This window comes from Streptomyces sp. NPDC030021, from assembly GCF_055574035.1.
Genome location: NZ_JBVIAH010000004.1, coordinates 56,273 through 78,213, shown reverse-complemented (window position 1 = coordinate 78,213; position 21,941 = coordinate 56,273). Strand labels below are relative to the sequence as shown.

Here is a 21,941-nt window from a genome sequence, read left to right as displayed (position 1 = left end):
TCTCCACCCGTGCGCACCGTGCGCACCTCTGAACGGAACCTCATGCACACCCCCGCGCCGGCTCCCCGCAGGTGGATCGTCCTGGCGATCCTCTCCGGCAGCCTCCTGCTCATCTCCATGGACACCACGATCCTCAACGTGGCCTTCCCCTCGCTCGTCGGCGACCTCCAGCCGGGCGCCGTACAGCAGCTGTGGATCATCGACGTCTACGCGCTCGCCCTGTCCGGACTGCTGGTCACCGCGGGTGCGCTCGGTGACCGCTGGGGGCGCAAGCGGCTGCTCATGGCGGGCTTCGGCATCTTCTCGCTCGCCTCGCTCATCGCCGTGTTCTCCACCGAGGCCTGGCACGTGATAGCGGCCCGCGCCCTGCTCGGCATCGGCGGCGCGGCCATCATGCCCTCCACCGTGTCGATCCTGCGCACCGTCTTCACCGATGCCAAGGAGCGTGCCTTCGCGCTCGCCGTCTGGGCGGCCGTCTTCGGCGGCGGCATGGCCTTCGGGCCGGTCGTCGGCGGACTCCTGGTCCAGGACTACGGCTGGCACTCCGCCTTCCTCCTCAACCTCCCCGTCGTCGCCGTCATCGTCGCGGCCGGCCTGCGCTACCTCCCCGAATCGCGCTCCCCGCGCAGCAGCGGCGGGTGGGACTGGTGGGGCGTCGGCCAGTCCGTCGTCGGCATGCTCGCCCTCGCGGGCGGAATCAAGCAGCTCGGCAAGAGCGGAATCGGCGACCCGCTGCCCTGGGGCCTGCTCCTGATCGCCGTCGTCGCGCTGACCGTCTTCGTACGCCGCCAGCTGCGCCTGGACAACCCGCTGCTGCAGGTAGGGCTGTTCGCCAAGCCCGCCTTCAGCGTCGCGGCCACCGCGATCTTCCTGCCCATGGTGGGCATGGGCGCGATCCTGTTCCTCGTCACCCAGTGGTTCCAGTACGGCGAGGGCTACACCCCGCTGGAGGCCGGGGTGCGCCTGCTGCCGGCCCCGCTCGCGCTCATCGCCGCCTCGATGGCGGCCCCGTCGCTGATGCACCGCTTCGCCATCCGCCACGTCCTCGGTGCCGGGCTGGTCGTCCTGGCCGCCGGCATGGCACTGCCCTGGACCTTCCAGCAGTTCACCGACCTCGGCTACCCGGCCTTCGCCGCTGCCCTGACCGTGATGGGCCTGGGTGCCGGCCTCGCCACCACCGTGGCCTCGGTGACCCTGGTCTCCGCCGCGCCCGCCGCCGAGGTCTCCAGTGCCGCCGCCATCGAGGAGACCTGCTACGAACTCGGATCGGCCATGGGCGTCGCCGTCCTCGGCTCCACCGCGGCGGCGCTCTACCGCGGCAACCTGCCCGCCCTGGAGCTGGACGGCCCGAGCACCGCCGCCGTACAGGGCTCCGTCGGCGAGGCCGCGCACACCGCCGAACGCATCGGCGGCGCCGTCGGCCAGGCCCTGCTCGACACCGCCTCGCACGCCTACACCCTGGCGATCACACCGGCCTTCCTGCTGGCCGCCGTACTCGCGGTCGCCGCGGCGGCCACGACCTGGACGCTCATTCCGCGGGACCTGCAGCCCACCGAGAACCACTGATCCGGGCGGGCCGCAGCGCGGGTGCGGCGGGCGCCGGGCCCAGCGTGGTGGTGCCGGGCGCCGCCCGGTGCCCCAGGCCCGTGCGGTACGCGTCCATCGCCGCCTCGACCCGGCCCGTACGCCGCAGCAGATCGCCCAGCAGCCGGCACAGGTCGGCGAGATCGCCCGACGCCCCACTGCGCTCCAGCAGCGCCAGGGCCTGTACGTAGTGCTCCTCGGCCGACTCCGGCTCGCCGCGCTCCTCGGCCATCAGGCCGAGGAGCCGGTGCGCGCCGCCCGCGTGCACGGCGCCATGGCTGTCCCCCAGCTCCAGCAGCGCCGAGAGCAGCCCGGCGGCCTCCTCGTACCGGCCGAGCTGGCGCAGTACGTCGGCCAGCTCCACCTCCACCTGCGCCGTGTAGAGCCCGGCGCGACGGGCCGACAGCATGTCCCGGGCGATGCGCAACTCCCGCTCGGCCGAGGCCAGTTCGCCGTTCTGCGCCTGTACGTAGCCGCGCATCCAGTGGCAGTGCGCCAGATCGGTCCGCAGTCGCAGCTGCCCGTAGATCTCCTGGGCCTTCGCCAGTGAGGCGTCGGCGTCGGCCACCCGCCCCCCGGCCAGGAAGGTCCGGGCCACCTGCCGGTGCATGCCCGCCACCAGCGCCGGATCACTGACCTGCGGAGCCAGCGCGAGCGCGAGCTCGGCGGCGCGGGCGGCGCGGGCATGGGCTCCCATGTCGAGGTACGGCCCGATGATCGCGGCGTTGAGCAGCACCAGCGCCTCGGGATCGGCCAGCCCGCTCGCGCCCAGTTCGTCGATGGTGGATTCGAGCAGGTAGCAGGCGTAGCGCAGCTCACCGGCGAGCAGGTGCGCGACGGCCCGGCCGCGGATCGGCCGGGCCCGGCGGGGGAGCGGCTCGTCCGCGAGGAGGCGTTCCGCCGCCTCGAAGTGGCTGATCGCCTCCGGCAGTTCACCGGACTCCAGCGCGCAGTCGCCGAGCCCGAGCCGGGCCTCCGCCTGCTCGGGGGCCAGCCCGAGCTGCTCGGCCTCGGCGAGCAGCCGCCGGTAGCGCGCGGCGGCCTCGTCGGCCGCGCCCGTGGCGAGGGTCTGCTGGGCGTCGGTGAGGGCGAGCCGCAGCTCGGTGGCCAGGTGGGCGGGGCGGCCGGTGGTGAGCTCCTCGTACGAGGTGCCCAGGCGGGCGGCGAGGAAGCGCAGCGCGGTCTCGGAGGGCCGGACCTTGCCCGACTCCAGTGTGGAGATATAGGCCGAGGTGTAGGAGGGCTCCGCCAACTGCCTCTGGGTCAGACCGAGTTCACCGCGCATGCGCTGCACCCTGCGGCCGATCCGGGCCGGTTCGTCCATGAAGTCCCCCTGGTCGCTCGAACTCCCCAGTATTCAGCGGGAGCAGGCATTGCGCACGTCCCGTGCGCCACCTAGTTTAAGCAACCGATTCACCACGCTTAACAAACTACTTAACTTCCGTTCCCGGGGGAGTACTTCATGGATCCAGTCAGAGGTTCGGACGGGCGTCCGAGCAGGCGTGCGGCCGCACGCCCGGTGTGGCGCGCGGCCGTCGCGACGATCTGCGCGACCGCCGCGCTGGTGGCCGCCGGACCCGCCGGCGCGGCCGGCGCGGCCGCAGCCCCGGCGGGGCCCCGGATCGAGGTCGAGATACCCGGTCCGGAGCACGGTGGTGACGCCGGATCGGGCCACGCCCGCGTACCGGCCGCCGGCAGCCCCGCCAAGGCCTCGGGCCGGCTGTCCCCGGCCGAGCGGTCGGCCGACGGCCAGGTCACCAAGATGATCGACAACGGCTCCACCGCCGACCGCCTCGACGTCGTGGTCATCGGTGACGGGTACACCGCCGCCGAACTGGCCCGGTTCCACACCGACGCCGCGCAGAAATGGGCCGAGGTGACCGCCGTCGAGCCCTACACCACGTACCGGAACCTCTTCAACGTCTGGACGGTCGACGCCGTCTCGCACGACTCCGGCGTCTCCGGCGACCCCGACCCGGCCACCGTCCGCGACACTGCCCTCGGCTCGTACTTCTGGTGCGAGAACATCGAGCGGCTGCTCTGCGTCGACCAGCCCAAGGTGGACACGTACGTCGCGAAGGCGCCCGCCGCCGACCTCGTCATCGTCCTGGCCAACAGCGTCAAGTACGGCGGAGCGGGCTACAACGAGCCCAGCGCCACCCTCGGCTACGAGGGGATATCGACGGCCTCCGCGGGCCACCCGAAGTCCGGCCAGGTCGCCATCCACGAGACTGGCCACTCCCTCGGCAAGCTCGCCGACGAGTACTTCTACCCGGGCGTCCCGGAGTACGAGAAGTACACCGGCCCCGAGCCCGGCGAGTCCAACAGCTCGGCCCTGCCGGCCGACCGCATGGCCGCGCAGCGGGCCAAGTGGTACCGCTGGCTCGGCGAGGAATCACCCGACGGCGGCACGGTCGGCGCGTACGAGGGCGGCAACTACTTCGTGACCGGGCTGTACCGGCCCACCGACAACTCCCTCATGCGGGTCCTGGGCAAGCCCTTCAACCTGCCCGGCGTCGAATCGATGATCGCCGGGTTCTACCAGCACGCGCGGATCGTCACCCCGCTCACCCCGACCGACCGCACCCTGCGGCTGCGCCACAAGGCGAAGGCCTCCGTACCGAAACTGGCCGGCGTGGACGGCCGACAGCTCGTGGTCCGCTGGTACCTCGACGGCCGGGAACTGAAGCGCTTCGAGGGCCGCACCGAGGTGTCGGTGGCGGAACTGTGGCTCTTCGACTTCCGCACGCACCGCCTGACGGTCACGGCCGAGGACCGCACCCCGTCGGTGCGCGACCCGAAGGTGGTGCGCACCCTGCGGTCCTCGGTCGACTGGAACGTCCGGCTCTGATCGCTCTCCCGCAGGGTGATCATCCGTCAGGCTCCGTTGTCAGAGGCTCCTCCTAGGGTGGACACATCACTCGGGGAGCCTCTGAGAAGGAGCACAGACATGTCCGCCAACAAGATCCGGCACAAGGTGAACCACGTCGCGCTGGTGGTGGACTGTTCGGGTTCCATGCGTCAGCACCAGGGTCAGCTGATCCGCGTCGTCGACGAGTTCGTGGCGGGCCTGAAGGCCGAGTCGGACAGTCTCGGTCATGAGACCCGGATCAGCCTCTACTCCTTCGACCACAAGGTGGAGAACCTGGTCTGGGACATGGACGTGAAGCATCTGCCGTCCATGAGGGGTCTGTACAAGGTGAACAACGGCGCGACCGCCCTCATCGAAGCCTCGCTGAAGTCACTGGACGACCTGGGCCACATCTGGGAGGAGTACGGCGAGCACAGCTTCCTCCAGATCGTGGTGACGGACGGCGAGGAGAACGCCTCCGGCGGCGACCGGCGGCACGACGGCGACATGGCCATCCTCGGCCCCTGGCTCGACAAAATCGCGGCGAAGATGGGAGCGCTTCCGGGCCACTGGACGTCCGCGATCCTCGTTCCGAACTCCCTGGCGAAGCGGACCGCCCAGAACTACGGCTTTCCGGCCGGAAACATCGCCATATGGGATGCGGATTCCCAGGAGGGCGTCGAGGAGGCGATCGGCACCGTCCGCGCCGCCGCCACCAGCTTCCTGCGCGGCCGTGAGAAGGGGGTGCGGGGTACGAAGAACCTGTTCGCGGTCGGCCAGGACCTCTCGGTCGACGACGTACGGGCGAACCTCGAACCCGTCCCGGCCGACAAGTACCGGCTCCTGAAGGTCGACGAGGAGGTCGGGATCCGGTCCTTCGTCGACTCCCATCCGGGCGTGACGTACGAACGCGGGGCGTGCTACTACCAGCTGGGCACCAGGGTCCAGGTCCAGCCCGACAAGGAAGTCATCGTGGTCGAGAAGAGCACCGACCGCGCGTACACGGGCGACGCGGCACGCAGTCTCCTGTTCGGCACGGGCATCCAGGGGACCGTCTCCGTGAAGGCGGGGCGCAATCCCGAGCTGGAGGTGTACGTGCAGAGCCGTTCCGTGAACCGGAAGCTCAAGCCCAGGACGCGTCTGCTCATCATGCTCTGAACGAGCCCGACCGTCACCGGGCCGGGCCTCACAGGTCCGCGACGGCGAGGACCGCCTCCATGGCCTCATGGGGGAGACGGGGAATGGACCGGGACGGGAAGGCACGGCGGGCTCTGCACAGCGGATCATCCTGTGCTTCCCGGCTGTTCGACGCTCAGAGCGGCAGCTGTTCGACCACGCTCGTGCCGCTGCCCTCCTGGGACTCCCAGGTCCACGTCTCCTCCAGGCGCAGGCGACCGTCGGGGAGCTCCGTCAGGAGCGAGGTGCAATGCCCGGACGCGGTCGTGCCGTCGAGGCGGAGCTGGACGTAGCGGAAGTCGATGGTGCGGCCGGCCCGGGTGCCGACGAGGTAGCCCATGGCCACGTCGCCGCCCCGGTATTCGGCCCAGACCCGGTCGTCCTGCTCGTGGTACTCGAACCGGGTCTGGCGGCCGACCTGGCCGGGGGACTGGTCGGCCACGGGGGCGAAGACGAGGCCGTCGAGCGAGCGTGCCACGGGTGACTCCTGGAGGAAGGCGATCCGGGGCACCAGCTTAGAACTCCTCACGAAACGATCTTCAAGGTGGCCGGATCACTCCGGGACCGGTGATCCGCCGGCCGGGGCGGGGCGGGCAGCACACATCACCTGATCACCGAGGCCCGGCCCGGTGGACGGCCTCAGGCCGGCTTGCGCCACACCGAGATGTGCTTCGCGGAGTCCTGGGTGAACGGCGCCCCGTCCCAGTCCGCGACGCGACGTTCCCTCTCGAGCCCGGCGATCCGTGCCATCAGGTCGAGTTCGGCCGGCCAGGCGTAGCGGTGCCGGGAGTTGTCACGGCGGTAGCGGCCGTCGTCGCCGTCGCGGGTGAAGTGGTGCGAGACGAGGATCTGCTCGACGAGGTCGAAGGTGTCGAAGCCGAGATGCTGTTCAGAGACGTCGAACGGCACCGCGACCTGGCCCGGCGGCAGGAACCGCAGCGGCGGCACGCCCAGCTCGATGACGAATCGGCCGCCGGGCTCCAGATGACGTGCGGCGTTGCGGAAGCACTCGACCTGCTCGTCCTGCGTGAGCAGGTTCGTGATGGTGTTGTAGACGAGATAGACCAGGGTGAACCCGCCGGGAACGACGGTGGTGGCCATGTCCCCGATGACCACCGGGAGCGTGTCCCCGTCGATCTTGCGCCGCAGCACCGCTGCCATGTGCTCGGACAGTTCGATGCCCACCACCGGCACGCCGCGTTCCCGGAGCGGGACGCCCACTCGTCCGGTCCCGATGGCGAACTCCAGTGCCCGGCCGTCTCCGGCGAGCTCGGCGAGGAAGGCGAGAGTCGGTCCGAGAACGGCGGCCGAGGACGTCTCGGTCTCCTCGGCGTCGTAGCGGTCGGCGGTCGCACGGGTCCACAGTTCACTGCTCGTCACGGGCGGCCACTTTGCCGGGTACCGAGGGGCGCTGTCGACGCATTTGCCTTCCACCCGCTCCGATCACAGTGGTGCGGTCGTCCTCCTCGGCGCGGCGGGCACCGCCCACAGCCCGTCGCCGCCCCTTGGATCCATGATCCCCGCGGTCCGAGCCGGCATCGGCACCGGCCGGTGGCCGCGGCGACGGGGGTCGCGGCGGCCACCGGCCGGTGGGGGTGCGTGGGGGAGGCGTGGGGAAGGCGTACGGGCTACATGGGGTCCATGCCCCGGTCGTCCATACGGCCCTCCTGCTCGCTCTGCTCCTGGAGGCGGCGGGCCTTCTCCTTCAGCCGGCGGCGCTCCTCCGGGTCGGTGGACCGCTCGGCCGCGTCGTTCAGCTCCTTGGCCTTGGCGCGCATCTGCTGGGACCGGCCGCGGGACTCACCTGAAACGCTCATGATCGCTCCTTGGATCTGTGGGGGAGAGCGGGCGGATTCAGCGAACCAGTCCTGCCGTGCCCTCGCATCTCGAAGCGTCTCCGAGTGTGAGCCGCTCCCCGCCGACGACGGACGGGGGCGGTCAGTCCGTGTCCGACCCGAGGGCGGTGGTGAGGGTGAACAGGGCCCCGTCCGGGTCGCGGAGCGTCACCCACCGCTCCACGGCGTTCGAGCTGATGTCCGAGACGGCCCGCCCGCCCAGCGAGACGGCGGCCTCCACCGCCGGACGGAGCTTCGGCACCCGGAAGTGGACGTGCCAGCGGGGCCGGGTGTGCGGCGAGTAGGAGGCGACCTCCACGGGGCCGCTGTTCAGGCGGGCGACGGGTTCGCCGTCCTGCCGCAGCACGACCTGGTCCTCCTCGTACGAGACCTCGCAGCAGCCGGCCCGGCCGGTCGCCCACTCCAGCACCGCGCCGTAGAACATCGCCGCGTCCAGCGCGTTCCTGGTGCGCAGTTCCAGCCAGGCGGGTGACGGGCCCCTGCCCACCCGCCAGTCCGCCTCCACATTGCCCTCCCAGATCCCGAAGACGGCGCCGTCCGGGTCGGCGACGAGCGCGGCGCGGCCGCCGGACTCGAAGGACACCGGGCCGACCGCGATCGTGCCCGTCCGCTCCCGGATCCGGTCCACCGCCACATCGGCGTCGTCGACGGCGAAGTACGGGGTCCAGGCCGCCGCGACCCCCAGGTCCCCGGCCAGCGCCCCGATGCCCGCGACCGGGACCCGGCCCTGGAAGGCCACCGAGAACGCCTCGCCGAGACGGGTCGGGCGGAACCTCCAGCCCACGACCGCACCGTAGAAATGCTGGGCCGTACCGAGGTCGCGCGTCATGAGGCTCACCCAGCACGGGGCCCCGAAGACTTCCTTCGTCGAAATCTCCACCGTTCGCTCCGTCCCTGGTGAGCCACCGCTGCCCCTCCCATTCTGGTGCTTTTCATGACGATCTTCGCGCTCCACCGCGGCGAATGCGTACAGAAGGTGTCCGAGAATCACGCTCCGTGGCGATCCCCTCCGGTGGCACGCGGCGATAGCCTCGGTCCCGGACGCGCCCGCAGCCCCGGAAGGCAGGTCTCCCATGGCCGGATCCCAGATTCCCGTGATCGATCTCGGGCCGTGGCGGTCCGGCGGACCCGGGGCGCGCGCCCGTACGGCCGCCCGCGTCGACGAGGCCCTGCGCGCGGCCGGCTTCCTGCTCGTGACCGGGCACGGCGTGGACCCCTCGCTGCCCGCGCGGATCCGGGAGGCGGCGGGTGAGTTCTTCCGGCTGCCCGCGAGCGCGAAGGAGCCGTACGCCGTCACCGTCGGCGGCCGGGGCTGGCTCGGCCCCGGAGCGGAGGCCAACAGCTACGCCGAGGGCACGGCCTCGCCGCCCGACCTCAAGGAATCGTGGTCCTTCGCGGCCGAGGACCCCACCGGGATCCCCTCCGTGGACGCCGAATGGTTCGCGCCCAACGCCTGGCCCGCCGAAGTGCCGGAGCTGAGGCCGCTGGTGACGGAGTACCTGCGCCTGATGCGGGTGCTCTCCGACGAACTGCTGGAACTCCTCGCCGTCGCGCTGGGCCTGGCCGAGGACCACTTCACCCGCCACACCTCGCACCCCACCTGGGGGTTCAACCTCAACTGGTACCCGGGCACCGAGGTCGTCGGCCCGCCGCTGCCCGGCCAGTTCCGCATCGGCGCGCACACCGACTTCGGTACGGTCACGGTCCTCGACCGGCAGCTGGGCGCGGGCGGGCTCCAGATCCACACCGACGCCGACGGCTGGCAGGACGCGCCCTTCGACTCCGCGGCGCTCACCGTCAACATCGGCGACCTGATGGCCCGCTGGACGGGCGACCGCTGGCGCGCGGGCCGCCACCGCGTACTGCCGCCGCCCGCCGACAAACCCGCCGAGGAGCTGATCTCCCTCGTCTACTTCTACGAATGCGATCCGCACACCCGGGTGGAGTCACTGCCCGCCCCCGTCGGCCGCGTGGTGCACGACCCCGTCGACTCCCACACGTACCTGCGGGGCAAACTCGACGCCATCAGCGTGGCTACGACTCAGGAGTGACCCCGCGCCGTCACCTCCCTCCGGGGGCTGACGGCGGATCCGCCTCACAGGCTGACGATCCGCCAGAACCGCCCGCATAGCGTGACGTTCATGAAGAACCGCAGAACCGCCGCCGCCCTGACCCTGGCCGCGATCCTCCTGCCCCTCCCGCTCGCCACCGCCGGCATCTCGGTCGCCGCGGACACCTCCGTCAGCGCCGGCCCGGTGGGGACCGACGACCGCCGCACCACGGTGGAACTCCCGCGCCCCACCGGCCGTTTCGCGGTCGGCCGGGAGGACCTGCACCTGGTGGACCGCAGCCGCACCGACCCCTGGGCCGGTTCCGGTCCGCGCGAGCTGATGGTCACCATGCGCTACCCGGCGCGGCACGACACCGGCCGGACCACCCGCTACCTCACCTCCGAGGAAGCCCGCCTGTTGCTCGTCGACCGCGGGCTGGACCAGGTGATCCCGGTCGAGACCCTGACCGGCACCCGGACCCACGGCCGGACGGGCGCCCGCCCGGCCGCCGGCCGGTACCCGCTGATCGTGCTCTCCCCGGGCTTCACCGTCCACCGGTCCACGCTCACCGCGCTCGCCGAGGACCTGGCCTCCCGCGGCTACGTCGTCGCCGCGGTGGACCACGCGTACGAGAGCGTGGGGACCGCCTTCCCCGGCGGGCGCGTGCTCACGTGCCTGGCCTGCGAGAAGGTCAAGGACGAGGCCGGCTACCGGACCGTCAGTGACACCCGGGCCCGTGACGTGTCCTTCCTCCTGGACCGTCTCACCGGACGCAACCCCGCCTGGCGCCACGCCGGACTCATCGACAAGAGCCGCATCGCGATGGCCGGCCACTCCATCGGCGGGGCCTCGACCGCCGCCGCGATGGCGGCCGACGGCAGGATCCGGGCCGGGATCAACATGGACGGCGGCTTCTCCACCCCGGTCCCCGCGGCCGGACTCGGCGGGCGCCCCTTCATGCTGCTCGGCGCGCAGGAGCGCGGCCCCGGCGGCAATGCCGGCTGGGACCGCGACTGGCCGCTGCTCGACGGCTGGAAGCGCTGGATCACCTTCGCCGGCTCCGGCCACTTCACCTTCACCGACTTCCCGGAGATCGGCCAGCAGCTGAGCCTGCCCGACGAGGAGGCCCCGCTGCCCGGCGCCCGCTCCGTCGAACTGACCCGCCGCTACGTCACCGCCTTCTTCGACCAGCACCTGGGCGGCCGCCCGCAGCCCGTGCTCGACGGCCCGTCCCCCGATGCGCCGGAGGTCCGCTTCCACACCCCCTGACCCGGTGGGCGAGGGACCCGTCAGACCACCGTCACCGGGTGGCGGACCACCGCGTCGAAGAGGTAGCCTTGCGTGTTGTGGACCGACCGGTCGGGCTGCGTCCGACCGGTCGCGTCGGTCGCCCGCGCCAGCAGTGAGGTCGCACCCGTGGCCCGCGGGGTCCACGGCACCGACCAGCGCACCCAGCCGCCCCGGCGCGGAGTGTCGTGCAGCCGGGCCCGCCGCCAGCGGACGCCGCCGTCCGTGCTGACGTCGATCCGGGTGACCGGTGCCGCCGCAGACCAGGAACGGCCGGTCAGCAGCCGGGTCCGGTGCACGGGAACGGTGGCCCCCAGCTCCAGCTCGAAGGCGCTCTTGAGGGTCTGCCGGGTCAGCGGGGCACTGCCCTGCGCCGGGTGCTCGGGCCCGAACAGCCGGTACATGTCCGTGTTCCAGGGCGAGTACAGGGGCTCCCCGCTCACCTCGATGTCCCCGACCCACTTGATCGACGCGATCCCGACCCAGTCCGGAACCACGAGGCGGACCGGCCCGCCGTGGTCGGGCGGCAGCGGCTGCCCGTTCATCTCGTAGGCCAGCAGGACGTCGTCCAGCGCCTTGGAGACCGGCAGCGGGCGCCGCACCCGGCCCAGGTTCACCCCGTTCGCCACCACCTCGTCGTCCAGCCCGCGCGGCAGGACGTCCACGGCGCCCCGGGTCACGCCCGCCAGGCGCAGTACGTCCGACAGCCGCGCGCCGCGCCAGCGCGCGACGCCGATCGCGCCCAGGGTCCAGGCGGTGCCGGTGACCGGCTGGCCCTGCTGGGTGGTGTAGAAGTTCCGGCCGTTGCCCGCGCACTCGATGAACAGCGTCCGCTCCACCGGCCGCAGGGCCCGCAGCTGCTCGTACGACAGCTCCAGCGGGCCGTCCGCCAGCCCGTCGCCCCACACCTTCAGCCGCCACCCGGCGGCATCGATCCGCGGGGTGGAGGTGTGATTGCGGACGAAGAACCGGTCGATCGGGGTGAGCGGGCCCGTGCCGCGCAGCGCCGCGAAGTTCGTCTCCGCGTTCGTACCGCGCAGGGTGAACAGCTCGGGCGGCAGCGGCTTGACGGTGCGGGGCACCGGATCGGCGACGGGCAGGCCCGGCGCGGCCGAGGCCGTGCCGCCGCCCGCGGCCACACCCAGCGATCCGGCGGCGGCCCCCACCGCGAACAGCTTCAGCAGATCACGGCGGTCCACTCCGGCGGAGCGGGCGCGGCCGCGCCCCCACTGCCGCAGGCGCGTGCGGTCGTACCGGCTCTCGTCCGACAGATCGAGGGGCATGGCGGGAGCACTCCTTGGTCGCGGTTCCCACGGACCGTAGGGGCCCGGGGCGGGCTGCGGGAACCTTCCCACGGTGATGTCCACGAACCCGCAACACCGCCGCAACGGCCGATTACCGCTGGTCGGCGGAATTTCGGCAGGATGTGGGCATGACCGAGATCCTTACCCCCCGACTCCTCCTCCGCCGCTGGACCGACGACGACCTCGTCCCCCTTTCGGAGATCAACGCCGACCCGGAGGTGATGCGCTGGATCGGCGAGGGCGAGACCCTCGATCTGGACGAGACGGCCGGGGAGATCGAGCGCTGGGAGGAGGAGTGGGACGAGGAGGGCTTCGGGCTCTTCGCCGTCGAGCTCCTCGGCTCCGGCGAGCTCATCGGTGCCGTCGGCCTCTCGGTCCTTGAGAACCTGCCGGACGCCCGGGCGGACGTGCAGATCAGCTGGCGGCTCGGCCGCCAGTACTGGGGCCAGGGCTATGCCTCCGAGGCCGCCCACGCCACCTTGGAGTTCGCACTCCAGGACCGCGGCCTGGACCGGGTCGTCGCGATCAACCGGATGAGCAACACCGATTCCGAGAACGTGATCCGCAAACTGGGCATGGTGATGGAACGCGACACCACCGACCCCCGCTACGGGACCTCCGTACGGGTCCACGGCATCGACCTCACCGAGTACGAGGCCTGAGAGGCCTGAGGGCCGTCCCACGATTCCCGCGCGGCCGCATCATCCGATCGGCCGACCCCGGGGTCCTCCGGACCGCCCGCACGCTCCGTCCGCCGGTCGGACCCGCCGGGGGCTCCGGCGCGGCGAGCATGGACCGGGGGAGCGGGAGGACGTACCCGGCCCTCCCCGCCCGGAGCCGAGAGGGACACCATGAACGCGCACGACCGACTCCTCCTCGACGGGGCCCGCCGCGGCGACGCGGCGGCGGTGGGCGCGGCGCTCGCCGCGGGCGCCGCCGTGGAGGCCCGCGACGAGGAGCTCCGCACGCCGCTGCTGCTCGCCGCGCTCGGCGACCACGCGGCCGTGGCCGAACTGCTGGTCGCCGCCGGAGCCGACCCGAACGCCCCGGACTCCCGGGAGGACAGTCCCTGGCTGGTCACCGGCGTCACCGGCAGCGTACGGATGATGCGTCTGCTGCTGCCCGCCGGACCCGACCTGAAGCAGCGCAACCGGTTCGGCGGGATCTCCCTCATCCCGGCCGCCGAGCGCGGGCACACCGCGTACGTGCGCGCCGTGCTCGACGCGACGGACACCGACGTCGACCACGTCAACCGGCTCGGCTGGACCGCCCTGCTGGAGGCGGTGATCCTCGGCGACGGCGGCCCGCGCCACGAGGAGATCGTCGCGGTCCTGCTCGGGGCGGGCGCGGATCCGCTGCTGCCCGACCACGAGGGGGTGACCCCGTACGAGCACGCCGTCCGCCGGGGCTTCGACGGCATGGCGCGGACCCTGAAGGCGGTGGCCGACGCGGCGGAAGCCGGGACCGGCCGATGAACCGCCGTACGGGTACGCGTACCCGTACCCGTACCCGTGGCGCCCTCGCGGCGATGGCCGCGACCTTGCTGCTCGGGGCCTGCACCCAGCACACGGTGCCCGCGCCGCCGAGCCCGGCGCCCTCCGCCGCCTCCCCGCTGCCCGCCACGGCCCCCGCCCCGCAGGGGCTGCTGCTGACCGCGGACTTCGGGGCCGACACCGTGACCTTCGCGGATCCGGCACGCGGCGCGGTCGCCTCGGTCACCGTGGGCAGGGCCCCGTACGGACTGGCCGTGGGCACCGACGGCCGGGCGTGGGTCGCCACCGCCGAGGGCGTGGCCGTCGTCGACACGCGCACCCGCGTACGGCTGGCCCTGATCCCGTACCGCACCGCAACCGGCCCGGTCACCGACGGCGAGTACCGCGGCGGCGGCATGGGCATCGCGCTCTCGCCCGACGGCACGCATGCCTACGCCGGGGTCAACGTCCCCGGCACCGGCGGGGTCCTGGAGGTCCTCGACACGGCGAAGAGCGAGGTCACCGCCGTCGTACCGGTGGGCCGGCGGCCCTTCGACGTGGACGTGTCACCGGACGGCACCGAGGTCTACGTCACCGGCCACGACTCCTTCGACGTCACCGTCGTCGCGGCCGGCGCACTGCGGCCCCGCCGGATCGAGGTCGCCCCCTACGGAACCGAGGGCGGGCTCGCCTCCTGGCTCAAGCCGCACTACGCCGTCGTACGCCCCTCCGACGGAAAGCTGCTGCTCCCCTTCGAGGGCGAGCGGCTCGCCGTGGTCGACCCGCGGACCGGGCAGACCCGGATCGAGCCGATGACCGCCGACACCCACCAGCACGGCGCCGCCGTCACGGCCGACGGCCGGCTCCTGGTGGTCGGCACGGGCGCGGTGCGGCCGGGCGACGGCAGGGGCCCCTCGCTGACCGTCCGTTCCCCGGACGGCGCCGAGCGGGTGTTCCCGCTCCAGGGCCCGCACGAGGACGTGGCCGTCTCCCGCGACGGCCGGACCGCCTACGTCACGGGCGGCCACACCCGGGACGGCTACTGGAACGGCATCACGGTCGTCGACCTCGACACCGGAGCCGCCCGCCGACTCGCGGCGGGCGCCCGGCCCGTGGGCATCGCCGTCCTCTGAGCCGTCCTCTGAGCCGTGTTCCGAGCCGCCCGCCGAGCAGGCGTCTCAGGCCGGAGCCTGGGCCCCGCCGCCCGCGCGGATCGCCGCGAGGGCGGCGGCGTGCAGGGCGTCCGGGGCGCCCTGGTGGGTCCGGGGGCTCCCGGTGAGCGTGTACCACTCGTCGGCGTCCTTGTACTGGACCTCGAAGCGGACCAGGCCCCCGGCCGTCACCGTGGTGCGCAGCGTGAGGGGACCGGTGATCACGCCGACCTCGTCGGTCATGGCGCCGCCCGGCCCGGCGAGCACCCCGTCCTGCCACCGGTGCGGCTGCGTCATGAGGCGCAGGTGTCCAGCATCGTGGTGAGCATCTTCTTCTCCGGTTCGGTGACGGTCAGTCCGTACGTGGATTTCACGGTGGTCCAGGCCCGTCCGTACTGGCACCAGCTCGCCTTGTCCGGCGGCTGCCACAGGTCCGGGCTCTGGTCACCCTTGGAGCGGTTCGAGGCCGCGGTCACGGCCAGCAGCTGAGGATGGATCAGATCATTGGCGAAGGCCTTGCGCCGCGCGGAGTCCCAGCCGGCCGCGCCCGAGCGCCAGCCCTCGGCGAGCGGCACCATGTGGTCGATGTCCATCTTCCCCGCGTCCGTGACGACCACCCCGTCGTAGAGGCTCTTCCAGTTGCCGGACACGGCCTTGCACTCGGCGTCCTGGGTGACCCCGGTGCCGTCGCGCTTCAGGACCACCTCACGCGTGTCGCACTTGTTCCCCTGCTGCGCCCAGTGCGTGAACTTGTCCCTGCTGTAGCCCGCCATCGTGCCCACCGGCGCCACCTTGAGCGCCGCCAACTGGGTCCGCGCCACAGCAGTGGTGACCATACCGGGCAGTACGTCCCCACCGGCCGGTTTGGCGTCGCCGCCCGGTGAGTCCGGTGACTTCGGTGACTTCGGCGCCGCGGCGGACGGCGAACCCGCGGGCGCGGACGCCTTCGGATCCCCGCCGTCCGGCGCTGCCGGATCGGAGCACCCGGTGGCGGCGGCCAGCAGCAGCGCCACCAGCACCGCACCCGGCACACGTATCTGACGTCCCATAACCCCACCCCGAGCCGGTACCGCTCCGCACGCTGTCCCGGAGACACTACCCAGAACCGGACAATCAACCTACCAAGGGCCCTCCGGCGGGCGTTGTCAGTGGCTCTCGCTAGTCTCCCGGAATACCGCAGCTCAGGGGGGTCGGCTCCCCCCTGTCAGGCTGCGCGGAACCGGACAGGACAGGCGGAGGGGCACGGTCTGATGGCATGGCTGGCGGCGGGCGAGGGGTACGAGATCGCCCTGGTGGAAGGACGGGTGGCGGCGAGGTCCGCCACCGGGCGGACGGCGGGGCGGCAGTTGAAGACACTGCCCAAGGCCCTGAAGGACCATCCCGAGGTGGACCGGCTGCGCAGGCTGGCCGAATGGCTCGACCGGCACGAGGCGGCCTGCGCCGCACAGGTCGACAGCTGGATGGTCTCCTCGCTGCCCGTGCCGACCGAACTGCTCGCCCGGGTCTGGCCGGACGAGGCCTGGCAGAACGCCCTGCGCGATGTGGCCGTCGTCGGCGACGACCCGGACGAGGTGGGCTTCCTGCGGGACGCCACCGCCTCGGGTGAGCTGAAGGTGGTCAACCTCGACGGCGAGACCGTCCGGCTCTCCCCGCGCACGGTGACCCTGCCGCACCCGGTGCTGCTGCCCGACCTGGACGACGTACGCGACTTCGCGGCCGAGCTGGGCATCGTGCAGCGGGTCGAGCAGATCCACCGGGCCACCTGGCACAAGCCGGCCGAGATCGCCGCCACCGCCACCGAGGTCCGCGACTACGCGGGCGGGGTCTTCCCCACCCGCTTCAGCCTCGCGGCCCGCGCCACGAGCCTCGGCTACCGGGTCTCCGGCGGCTACGCCACCTGCAAGGTCCGGGACTCGGGCACCGGGACGGAGGCCGCCGTGTGGATCGGCGAACCCTACTACGAGGACGAGATGACCACCGGCGCGCTGAGCTGGCACGACGAGGACGGCCGGGCGGTACGCCTGACCGAGGTCGGACCGGTGGCCTGGTCCGAAGGCATGCGGATGGCCGCGGCGCTCTACGCCGGGCGCAAGATCGAGGAGGGCGGGGACGCGTGAGCACCCACCAGGAAGACACCGAGATGATCAACGCCGAACTGCTGCTGAAGGCCGGTGCCGTACTGCCGCGGGACACCACCGGCGCCGGTACCGACGTCGTGGAACTGACCGCACGCTCCTACCGCCACCCCGGCCTCGGCGACGACCGCGTCGTCGTCCGGCTCGCCCCCGGCGAACTGGGCGCGGCCGAGGACCTCGCCGCCGGCTTCCTGGGACTCGTACGGGACGAGGGCGAGCCGCCCGTCGTCGGCCTGAGCCGGCGACAGGCGCTCGGCTTCCCCGAATGGGTCCTCGTGCACCACGCCGAGGACGGCCACCACGCCCTCGCCGTCGTCCCCGAACTGGACCGGATCGCCCGGCAGGCCAAGACCAAGCCCAAGGCCGCCCTCGACGCCTGCCTCGAACTGGCCGGCCGCCTCGCCGCGTCCGTCCCGCACTTCCTGCCCCTCTTCCACGAGCAGGCCGCACGCCTCTTCCTCGCCGTCGAGAACACCACCTACGCCGCACAGCTGTTCGGGCGGGCCCGTGACGCCGAGGCCCAGCACGGGCTGGGCATCGACGAGGACCGCCTCGACGCCGTCTTCCTCGAATTCGCCCTCGTCGGCGCCCTGCCGGTGAAGGTGCTCACCGGCTACGGCAAGGCCCTGGCCGGCCGCGTCACCCCCGCCGAGGCCTACGAGCGCTTCCGCCGCCTGTGCGTACGCCGCACCGCCGGCGGGCTGCCGCCCTCCGCCCAGGCCGCCGCCGAACTGCGCCGCCTCGCCCGCGCCGCGGGCCTGACCGGCACCGAACCCGAGCAGGACTACCTCGCCGAACTGCTGCCCCTGCCCGCCACCCTGCGCGCGGCGCTCGGCTGGTGGAAGGCACACCGCGGCGCCCTCGTGGCGCTCGCACGCCGCGTTCCCGCCGCCCGCGGCACGCTCCTCGGACTCACCCCGCCCAGCGGCGACGGCGGCGAGTTCACCACCCTGTGGCTGGAGATCCTGGAGGAGTCCGGCGCCACCGCCGGCCTCGTCGACGGGGACCTGCCCGCCGAGCAGCGCTGCGCCGACGGCACGGCCGGCTGGCTGGAGCGCTTCCACGCAGCCCGCCACTCCGGCTGGGGCCGGCGCCCCACGCTCCCGCTCCTCCTCGACCTCGTCGAGCGCTGCGCCGCCCGGCTGCGCACCGAACTCGCCCGGCCCGAACGGGAAGCGGGCCTGCGGATCGGCGTCGAGGACACCGACCTCCTCGACCTGCTGCTCGCCCTGGACGTCCCGGTCACCGACCCCGAGGCCGCCCCCGAGGGCCGGCGCCACCGGTACGACCACCTGAACCTGTCCGAGTGGGCCGACGGCGAGCAGCGCCGCGACCTGCTCGCCCTCGCCGCCGACCAGCGCTTCCACCCCGCCTTCCGCCGCGCGCTGAGCAACCTGAGCGACGGCTGCGCCGATGTCGTCCGGTGCGTCGCCGCCTCGCCCGGCGGCCGCCCGCTGCTGGCCGAGTGGATGCGCGACGTCGCTCTCGCCTCCACCGCCGCCGGTCTGCCCGGGGTTCCCGAGGCCATCGCGCGGCTGCGGTGGCTGCCCACCGAAGCCCTGGAACTCGCCCCGGAGGAAGTGGCCGCCGCCGCGGCCGCGGACCTCGCCGAAACCCTCGCCCGGACCCTGCGCGGCGGCCTCTTCGAAGAACTGGCCTGGCCCTCCTGGGAGGAGGCCCTCGCCGAACTGAGCCCCGGCCAGGGCCGGGAGGCCCTGACCGTGGTGGAGGCCTGGCCGTACCTGATCGTCGCCAACCAGACCCAGGTCCGGGTCATCGACGCCGACTCCACCGTCCTCACGCACGACCTGCGCGTGCCGACCGGGACCTCGTACAACCACGGCTTCCACTACGTCGACGGTGAACTGCTCGTCTTCTGGTCCTCCTGGAGCACCAACGGGACCCAGGGCTACTGGCACCACTCGCCCGGCACCGTCCTCACCCTGGACACCGACCGCAGCCACTGGTCGCTGCGCACCGACCACCTCTCCCTGCCGCTCCCCGGCGGCGGGCGCGCCACCGGCGGCGGAGTCCTGCACCGCGGCGACACGAAGCTGCCGGACGAGCGGCCCCTGCTGTCCGACGGCACCTCGTACTGGGTGTGGCAGCGCCGCGACGAGCAGACCGGCCACGGCTGGCTCGAGTACGACCCCGCCGGCGGGACCTGCGGACGGTACTCGCTGCCCGCGTTCTTCACCGACGCGCTGCGTGCCGACGGGGACGCCGCCCTGCGCACCGGGCACTCCGCCTGGCTGCGGCCCGCGCCCACCGTGGACGGCTCGGTCCTCGGCGAGCCCGCCGACGGCCTGCTCGGCTGGCGCACCGTGCGCCTCCCCGGCAACGGCTGGCAGGGCACCGACACCGGCGGCCGCACCGTCGCCGTGCCCGAGGGTCGCGAGGTGCCCGTCGCCGCCCTCACCTTCCCCGGCGACGACCGGCCCCGCGCCCTGTCCCAGCACTGGCAGGAACTGAGCATCACCGACCCGGACGGTGTGGTCACCGCCAAGTCGCGCGACGGCCACCGCCGCCGCTCCGCCTTCGGCACGGGCAGCGTGGACCTTCCGCCGCTGTCGCACTGGTACGCCCTGCGCCCCCGCGACACCGAGGGCTCGGCCGTCCTGCGCGCCGCCGACCGGGAGACCGTGGCCGCACTGCTCAAGACGGCCGCCGCGGCCGACCAGGCCGCCGACCTGCCCGACCTGGTCAGCACGGCCCTGCCGCAGATCACCGCCCCCAAGATCATCGGCGGCATCGTCGAAGTCCTCCGCTTCACCCTCACCCAGCAGAAGGCCCTGGACGAGATCGCCGCCCGGCTCCACCCCGACAACACCCCCGTCGAGGAACGCGAGCAGGGTCCCGGCGACCGGCTGCTCGCCGACGGGCTCAGCGGTCTCATCGGCTCCGGGTACTACCGCTGGGGCGGCGAGAGCGACGCCGCCCACTACACGCTGACCGAACTCGCCGCCGCCCGCACCCGGACCGACGCGGCCCCCGCGCCCGGCCTGCTGCACTTCGACACGCCCGCGCTGCCGTACTGGTCCTTCACATGGACCCCGCTGCTTGACCAGCCCGCGGCCGTCGCCTACCGGGCCGTCACCGTCGTGCCCACCGAGGAGCAGCGGGAAGGGCTGCTCACCCTGCTCGGCACGGTCGACGCCCTCGGCCTGTCCTCGGCCGAAGGCTCCGCGGACCGCTGGCGCCGGGTCCTGCTCCGCCTCGACCGGCAGCACCTGCTCACCCCGGACGGCGAACGCAACGTCCACCACCGCAGCCTGCTGCCGCTGGGCGGCGGAGCCGTCCTCGCCCTGACCGAGCACAGCGAATCCGTTCCCGAGGGCCACGAGTTCGGTGCCCTGCTGTACGACCCCACGGGCCGGTTCACCGTCCCCGGCCCCTACACCGTGCGCGGCGACGCCCCGCTCGGCGACCGTGAACGCGGCGCCGGCTGGCTGACCGCGTTCCTCGGCGCGGCCGCCGAGCACGGGCCCGCGCCCTTCCGCCCCGAAGCCGCGGAGGAGTTCTCCCGGCTCACCGGAGTCTCCGGCTCCCTCGCCCGCCTGGTGGTCGCCGGACTCCCGGGCGTCGACAGCTACGAACGCAGCTTCCTGACCCCCGAACTCCGCACCGCCCTCGGGGTCAAGGCCACCGACGCCGCATACGCCCGCGACGAGCTCAAGAACCTCGGCACCGAGCTGCGGCGCGCCGTCGTCGGGGCCCTGCTCCCCGCCGATCCGGCGAAGCTGTGGAGCGAGGGACCCGACGTCGCCGCCGCCGCGGAGCTCTGGAACCGGCGCGTGGGCCGCCGTACCCCCGTCCCCGACTGGCTGGCCACCGAAGCCGCGCGCGCCGTGGGCGGCACCTGGCCCGCGCACCGCGCCCTGGCCGCGCTGCTCGACCCGGCCGCCTCGCGCGAGCTCTCCGTCGACGTCGCCTGGACGGTGAAGGGCGACCACGTGGAGCCCGCCGAGCCGGTCACCGACCCCTTCACCGCGTCCGTCCTGACCGGAACCCTGGCCATGGCCTCCTGGCTGGCCCACCGGCTGCCCGCGGGCGATTCCGTACGAGCGGCCCTGCCGCCCGTACTGACCGCCGTACGGCAGCGGCTCGCCGCACCCGAACTGCTCCTGGAGATCGGGCACTACACCAGCCTGCCCGACTTCCGGAAGGCGGCCGGCACGCCGACCGAGACCGGCGAGGGCTACGAGCGGTACGGAGCCGTCGTCATGGCCACCCACGACGACCAGCCCAAGCCCGCACTGCGCCCGGCACTGCTCGACTCCACGGGCTCCGACCCCTACCTGCCGGTGCTGCGCGGCGACGACCAGCGGCCCTCCGCCGCCGAGGCCGCGCTGCGCGCCGTCCACGACCCGCGGTTCGCCGCGCTGCTCGCCGACCCCGGCGCCCCGGCGGCCGGCGCCGTGGCCGCGGACGGCACCTGGTGGCCGCAGGACCCCGGCCGCTCCGTTCCGGAGCTGGTGGAGGAGGCGAGCGCCCGGCACGGCCTGGGCGCCGACGCGGCCACCCTCTACCTCATGCTGCTCGCGATGCCCGACCCCACCGACCGCAACACCGCGCGCTGGACCGGCTGGAAGCCGGCCCGCCTCAAGGCCGCCCGCGCCGAACTGGCCGCCACCGACCTGGTGGTGACGGCCGGCCGCAGCCGGGCCGGGCGCTCGCTGTTCCTGCCGGGCGGCTGGGCCGACATGCCCTCCCCGACGCTGCCGGTGGAGCAGTGGAAGCTCCCGATGTACGGCCTGAGCGCCGGCGGCCGGCCCCCGCTGGGCGTGCTGGTCCCGGCCGAACCGGCCGCGGAGCTCTACCGCAGGGCCTGGCAGCGGGTCCAGGAGGGCGACCTGCCGCGCTTCGAGGAACTCAAGGTGAAGCGCACCCGCGCCCGCCGCCGCTGAACCGGCCGTCCCGGGCCGCCGCAGGCCGCCCGGGACCCCCGTACGGCGGGGGGGGGCGTCCCCACAGGGCGGAAGAACCCACAACCACAACCCCCCCCAACCCCCCCAAAGACACAAGGAAACCACAAAAAAAAACAAACCCCCCCCCCACAAAAGTTATGCCCCAC

At 73.2% G+C, this 21,941-nt stretch carries 18 protein-coding genes; 10 read left to right on the top strand and 8 right to left on the bottom strand.

The genetic code is table 11. The annotated features are described in order from the left end of the window. The first annotated feature begins 42 nt into the window (after window positions 1-42). The gene (locus ACZ4YL_RS09205) at window positions 43-1,566 is read left to right on the top strand and encodes an MFS transporter (protein WP_468114958.1); all 1,524 of its coding nucleotides are present in this window, start codon (window positions 43-45) and stop codon (window positions 1,564-1,566) included. On the opposite strand, the gene ACZ4YL_RS09200 is transcribed toward ACZ4YL_RS09205, so the two are convergent. After that, on the bottom strand, window positions 1,529-2,908 hold the full coding sequence (locus ACZ4YL_RS09200) for a tetratricopeptide repeat protein (protein ID WP_468114957.1): 1,380 nt from the start codon (window positions 2,906-2,908) through the stop codon (window positions 1,529-1,531). The genes ACZ4YL_RS09205 and ACZ4YL_RS09200 overlap by 38 nt on opposite strands. 138 nt (window positions 2,909-3,046) lie before the next feature. Between ACZ4YL_RS09200 and ACZ4YL_RS09195 the strand changes: the two genes are divergently transcribed. Together ACZ4YL_RS09195 and ACZ4YL_RS09190 are read left to right on the top strand one after the other, a co-directional pair. Further along, window positions 3,047-4,435: a M64 family metallopeptidase gene (locus ACZ4YL_RS09195; protein WP_468114956.1), complete on the top strand. Its 1,389-nt coding sequence runs from the start codon at window positions 3,047-3,049 to the stop codon at window positions 4,433-4,435. A gap of 99 nt (window positions 4,436-4,534) precedes the next feature. Beyond that, window positions 4,535-5,593, top strand: a complete 1,059-nt coding sequence (locus ACZ4YL_RS09190) for a vWA domain-containing protein (RefSeq protein WP_468114954.1) — start codon at window positions 4,535-4,537, stop codon at window positions 5,591-5,593. 154 nt (window positions 5,594-5,747) lie between these two features. Here ACZ4YL_RS09190 and ACZ4YL_RS09185 read toward each other — a convergent pair whose 3' ends face one another. The 4 genes from ACZ4YL_RS09185 to ACZ4YL_RS09170 all read right to left on the bottom strand — a co-directional run bounded on the left by ACZ4YL_RS09185 (window position 5,748) and on the right by ACZ4YL_RS09170 (window position 8,296). Continuing rightward, on the bottom strand, window positions 5,748-6,089 hold the full coding sequence (locus ACZ4YL_RS09185) for an avidin-fold protein (protein WP_189744741.1): 342 nt from the start codon (window positions 6,087-6,089) through the stop codon (window positions 5,748-5,750). A gap of 161 nt (window positions 6,090-6,250) precedes the next feature. Further along, window positions 6,251-6,991 carry a class I SAM-dependent DNA methyltransferase gene (locus ACZ4YL_RS09180; protein WP_468114952.1) on the bottom strand — a complete coding sequence of 247 codons (741 nt, stop codon included), beginning with the start codon at window positions 6,989-6,991 and terminating at the stop codon, window positions 6,251-6,253. 248 nt (window positions 6,992-7,239) lie between these two features. Further along, window positions 7,240-7,428 (bottom strand): DUF6381 family protein, encoded by a 189-nt coding sequence (locus tag ACZ4YL_RS09175; protein ID WP_030718106.1) that lies wholly within the window; start codon window positions 7,426-7,428, stop codon window positions 7,240-7,242. Between the two features lie 121 nt (window positions 7,429-7,549). Next, window positions 7,550-8,296: a VOC family protein gene (locus ACZ4YL_RS09170; protein WP_468115622.1), complete on the bottom strand. Its 747-nt coding sequence runs from the start codon at window positions 8,294-8,296 to the stop codon at window positions 7,550-7,552. 244 nt (window positions 8,297-8,540) lie between these two features. Here ACZ4YL_RS09170 and ACZ4YL_RS09165 point away from each other — a divergent pair, with 244 nt between their 5' ends. Further along, window positions 8,541-9,518 (top strand): isopenicillin N synthase family dioxygenase, encoded by a 978-nt coding sequence (locus ACZ4YL_RS09165; RefSeq protein ID WP_468114950.1) that lies wholly within the window; start codon window positions 8,541-8,543, stop codon window positions 9,516-9,518. Window positions 9,519-9,608: 90 nt separating this feature from the next. Then, window positions 9,609-10,787, top strand: coding sequence for an alpha/beta hydrolase family protein (locus ACZ4YL_RS09160; protein WP_468114948.1), 1,179 nt, complete (start codon window positions 9,609-9,611; stop codon window positions 10,785-10,787). Window positions 10,788-10,807: 20 nt separating this feature from the next. Here ACZ4YL_RS09160 and ACZ4YL_RS09155 read toward each other — a convergent pair whose 3' ends face one another. Next, entirely contained in the window at window positions 10,808-12,088 is a 1,281-nt protein-coding gene (locus ACZ4YL_RS09155) for a sulfite oxidase (protein ID WP_468114946.1), read from the bottom strand. Between the two features lie 149 nt (window positions 12,089-12,237). On the opposite strand from ACZ4YL_RS09155, the gene ACZ4YL_RS09150 reads away from it, so the two are divergent. The 3 genes from ACZ4YL_RS09150 (at window position 12,238) to ACZ4YL_RS09140 (ending at window position 14,714) form a co-directional block, all read left to right on the top strand. Beyond that, window positions 12,238-12,771, top strand: a complete 534-nt coding sequence (locus ACZ4YL_RS09150) for a GNAT family N-acetyltransferase (protein WP_468114945.1) — start codon at window positions 12,238-12,240, stop codon at window positions 12,769-12,771. A 189-nt stretch (window positions 12,772-12,960) separates the two neighbouring features. After that, window positions 12,961-13,584 carry an ankyrin repeat domain-containing protein gene (locus tag ACZ4YL_RS09145; protein WP_468114943.1) on the top strand — a complete coding sequence of 208 codons (624 nt, stop codon included), beginning with the start codon at window positions 12,961-12,963 and terminating at the stop codon, window positions 13,582-13,584. Further along, window positions 13,581-14,714 carry a YncE family protein gene (locus tag ACZ4YL_RS09140; RefSeq protein ID WP_468114941.1) on the top strand — a complete coding sequence of 378 codons (1,134 nt, stop codon included), beginning with the start codon at window positions 13,581-13,583 and terminating at the stop codon, window positions 14,712-14,714. Before ACZ4YL_RS09145 ends, ACZ4YL_RS09140 begins: the two co-directional genes overlap by 4 nt. Window positions 14,715-14,759: 45 nt before the next feature. On the opposite strand, the gene ACZ4YL_RS09135 is transcribed toward ACZ4YL_RS09140, so the two are convergent. Both ACZ4YL_RS09135 and ACZ4YL_RS09130 read right to left on the bottom strand, forming a co-directional pair. Beyond that, window positions 14,760-15,029 carry a hypothetical protein gene (locus ACZ4YL_RS09135; protein WP_468114939.1) on the bottom strand — a complete coding sequence of 90 codons (270 nt, stop codon included), beginning with the start codon at window positions 15,027-15,029 and terminating at the stop codon, window positions 14,760-14,762. Next, a complete protein-coding gene (locus ACZ4YL_RS09130) occupies window positions 15,026-15,781 on the bottom strand; it encodes an HNH endonuclease family protein (protein ID WP_468114937.1) in 756 nt (251 codons plus the stop codon). Before ACZ4YL_RS09130 ends, ACZ4YL_RS09135 begins: the two co-directional genes overlap by 4 nt. Window positions 15,782-15,982: 201 nt before the next feature. On the opposite strand from ACZ4YL_RS09130, the gene ACZ4YL_RS09125 reads away from it, so the two are divergent. Beyond that, complete coding sequence (locus ACZ4YL_RS09125; protein ID WP_468114935.1) at window positions 15,983-16,849, top strand: DUF4132 domain-containing protein; 867 nt, start codon at window positions 15,983-15,985, stop codon at window positions 16,847-16,849. Between the two features lie 23 nt (window positions 16,850-16,872). After that, complete coding sequence (locus ACZ4YL_RS09120; protein WP_468115620.1) at window positions 16,873-21,774, top strand: DNA-binding protein; 4,902 nt, start codon at window positions 16,873-16,875, stop codon at window positions 21,772-21,774. Window positions 21,775-21,941 lie beyond the last annotated feature (167 nt).

What these genes read in the sequence shown, in the direction of transcription:
- ACZ4YL_RS09170 (WP_468115622.1), bottom strand. Translation starts at nt 8,296, where the DNA reads ATGACGCGCGACCTCGGTACGGCCCAGCATTTCTACGGTGCGGTCGTG.
- ACZ4YL_RS09165 (WP_468114950.1), top strand. Translation starts at nt 8,541, where the DNA reads ATGGCCGGATCCCAGATTCCCGTGATCGATCTCGGGCCGTGGCGGTCC.
- ACZ4YL_RS09145 (WP_468114943.1), top strand. Translation starts at nt 12,961, where the DNA reads ATGAACGCGCACGACCGACTCCTCCTCGACGGGGCCCGCCGCGGCGAC.
- ACZ4YL_RS09190 (WP_468114954.1), top strand. Translation starts at nt 4,535, where the DNA reads ATGTCCGCCAACAAGATCCGGCACAAGGTGAACCACGTCGCGCTGGTG.
- ACZ4YL_RS09205 (WP_468114958.1), top strand. Translation starts at nt 43, where the DNA reads ATGCACACCCCCGCGCCGGCTCCCCGCAGGTGGATCGTCCTGGCGATC.
- ACZ4YL_RS09135 (WP_468114939.1), bottom strand. Translation starts at nt 15,029, where the DNA reads ATGACGCAGCCGCACCGGTGGCAGGACGGGGTGCTCGCCGGGCCGGGC.
- ACZ4YL_RS09130 (WP_468114937.1), bottom strand. Translation starts at nt 15,781, where the DNA reads ATGGGACGTCAGATACGTGTGCCGGGTGCGGTGCTGGTGGCGCTGCTG.
- ACZ4YL_RS09195 (WP_468114956.1), top strand. Translation starts at nt 3,047, where the DNA reads ATGGATCCAGTCAGAGGTTCGGACGGGCGTCCGAGCAGGCGTGCGGCC.
- ACZ4YL_RS09200 (WP_468114957.1), bottom strand. Translation starts at nt 2,908, where the DNA reads ATGGACGAACCGGCCCGGATCGGCCGCAGGGTGCAGCGCATGCGCGGT.
- ACZ4YL_RS09150 (WP_468114945.1), top strand. Translation starts at nt 12,238, where the DNA reads ATGACCGAGATCCTTACCCCCCGACTCCTCCTCCGCCGCTGGACCGAC.
- ACZ4YL_RS09155 (WP_468114946.1), bottom strand. Translation starts at nt 12,088, where the DNA reads ATGCCCCTCGATCTGTCGGACGAGAGCCGGTACGACCGCACGCGCCTG.
- ACZ4YL_RS09175 (WP_030718106.1), bottom strand. Translation starts at nt 7,428, where the DNA reads ATGAGCGTTTCAGGTGAGTCCCGCGGCCGGTCCCAGCAGATGCGCGCC.
- ACZ4YL_RS09140 (WP_468114941.1), top strand. Translation starts at nt 13,581, where the DNA reads ATGAACCGCCGTACGGGTACGCGTACCCGTACCCGTACCCGTGGCGCC.
- ACZ4YL_RS09160 (WP_468114948.1), top strand. Translation starts at nt 9,609, where the DNA reads ATGAAGAACCGCAGAACCGCCGCCGCCCTGACCCTGGCCGCGATCCTC.
- ACZ4YL_RS09125 (WP_468114935.1), top strand. Translation starts at nt 15,983, where the DNA reads ATGGCATGGCTGGCGGCGGGCGAGGGGTACGAGATCGCCCTGGTGGAA.
- ACZ4YL_RS09120 (WP_468115620.1), top strand. Translation starts at nt 16,873, where the DNA reads ATGATCAACGCCGAACTGCTGCTGAAGGCCGGTGCCGTACTGCCGCGG.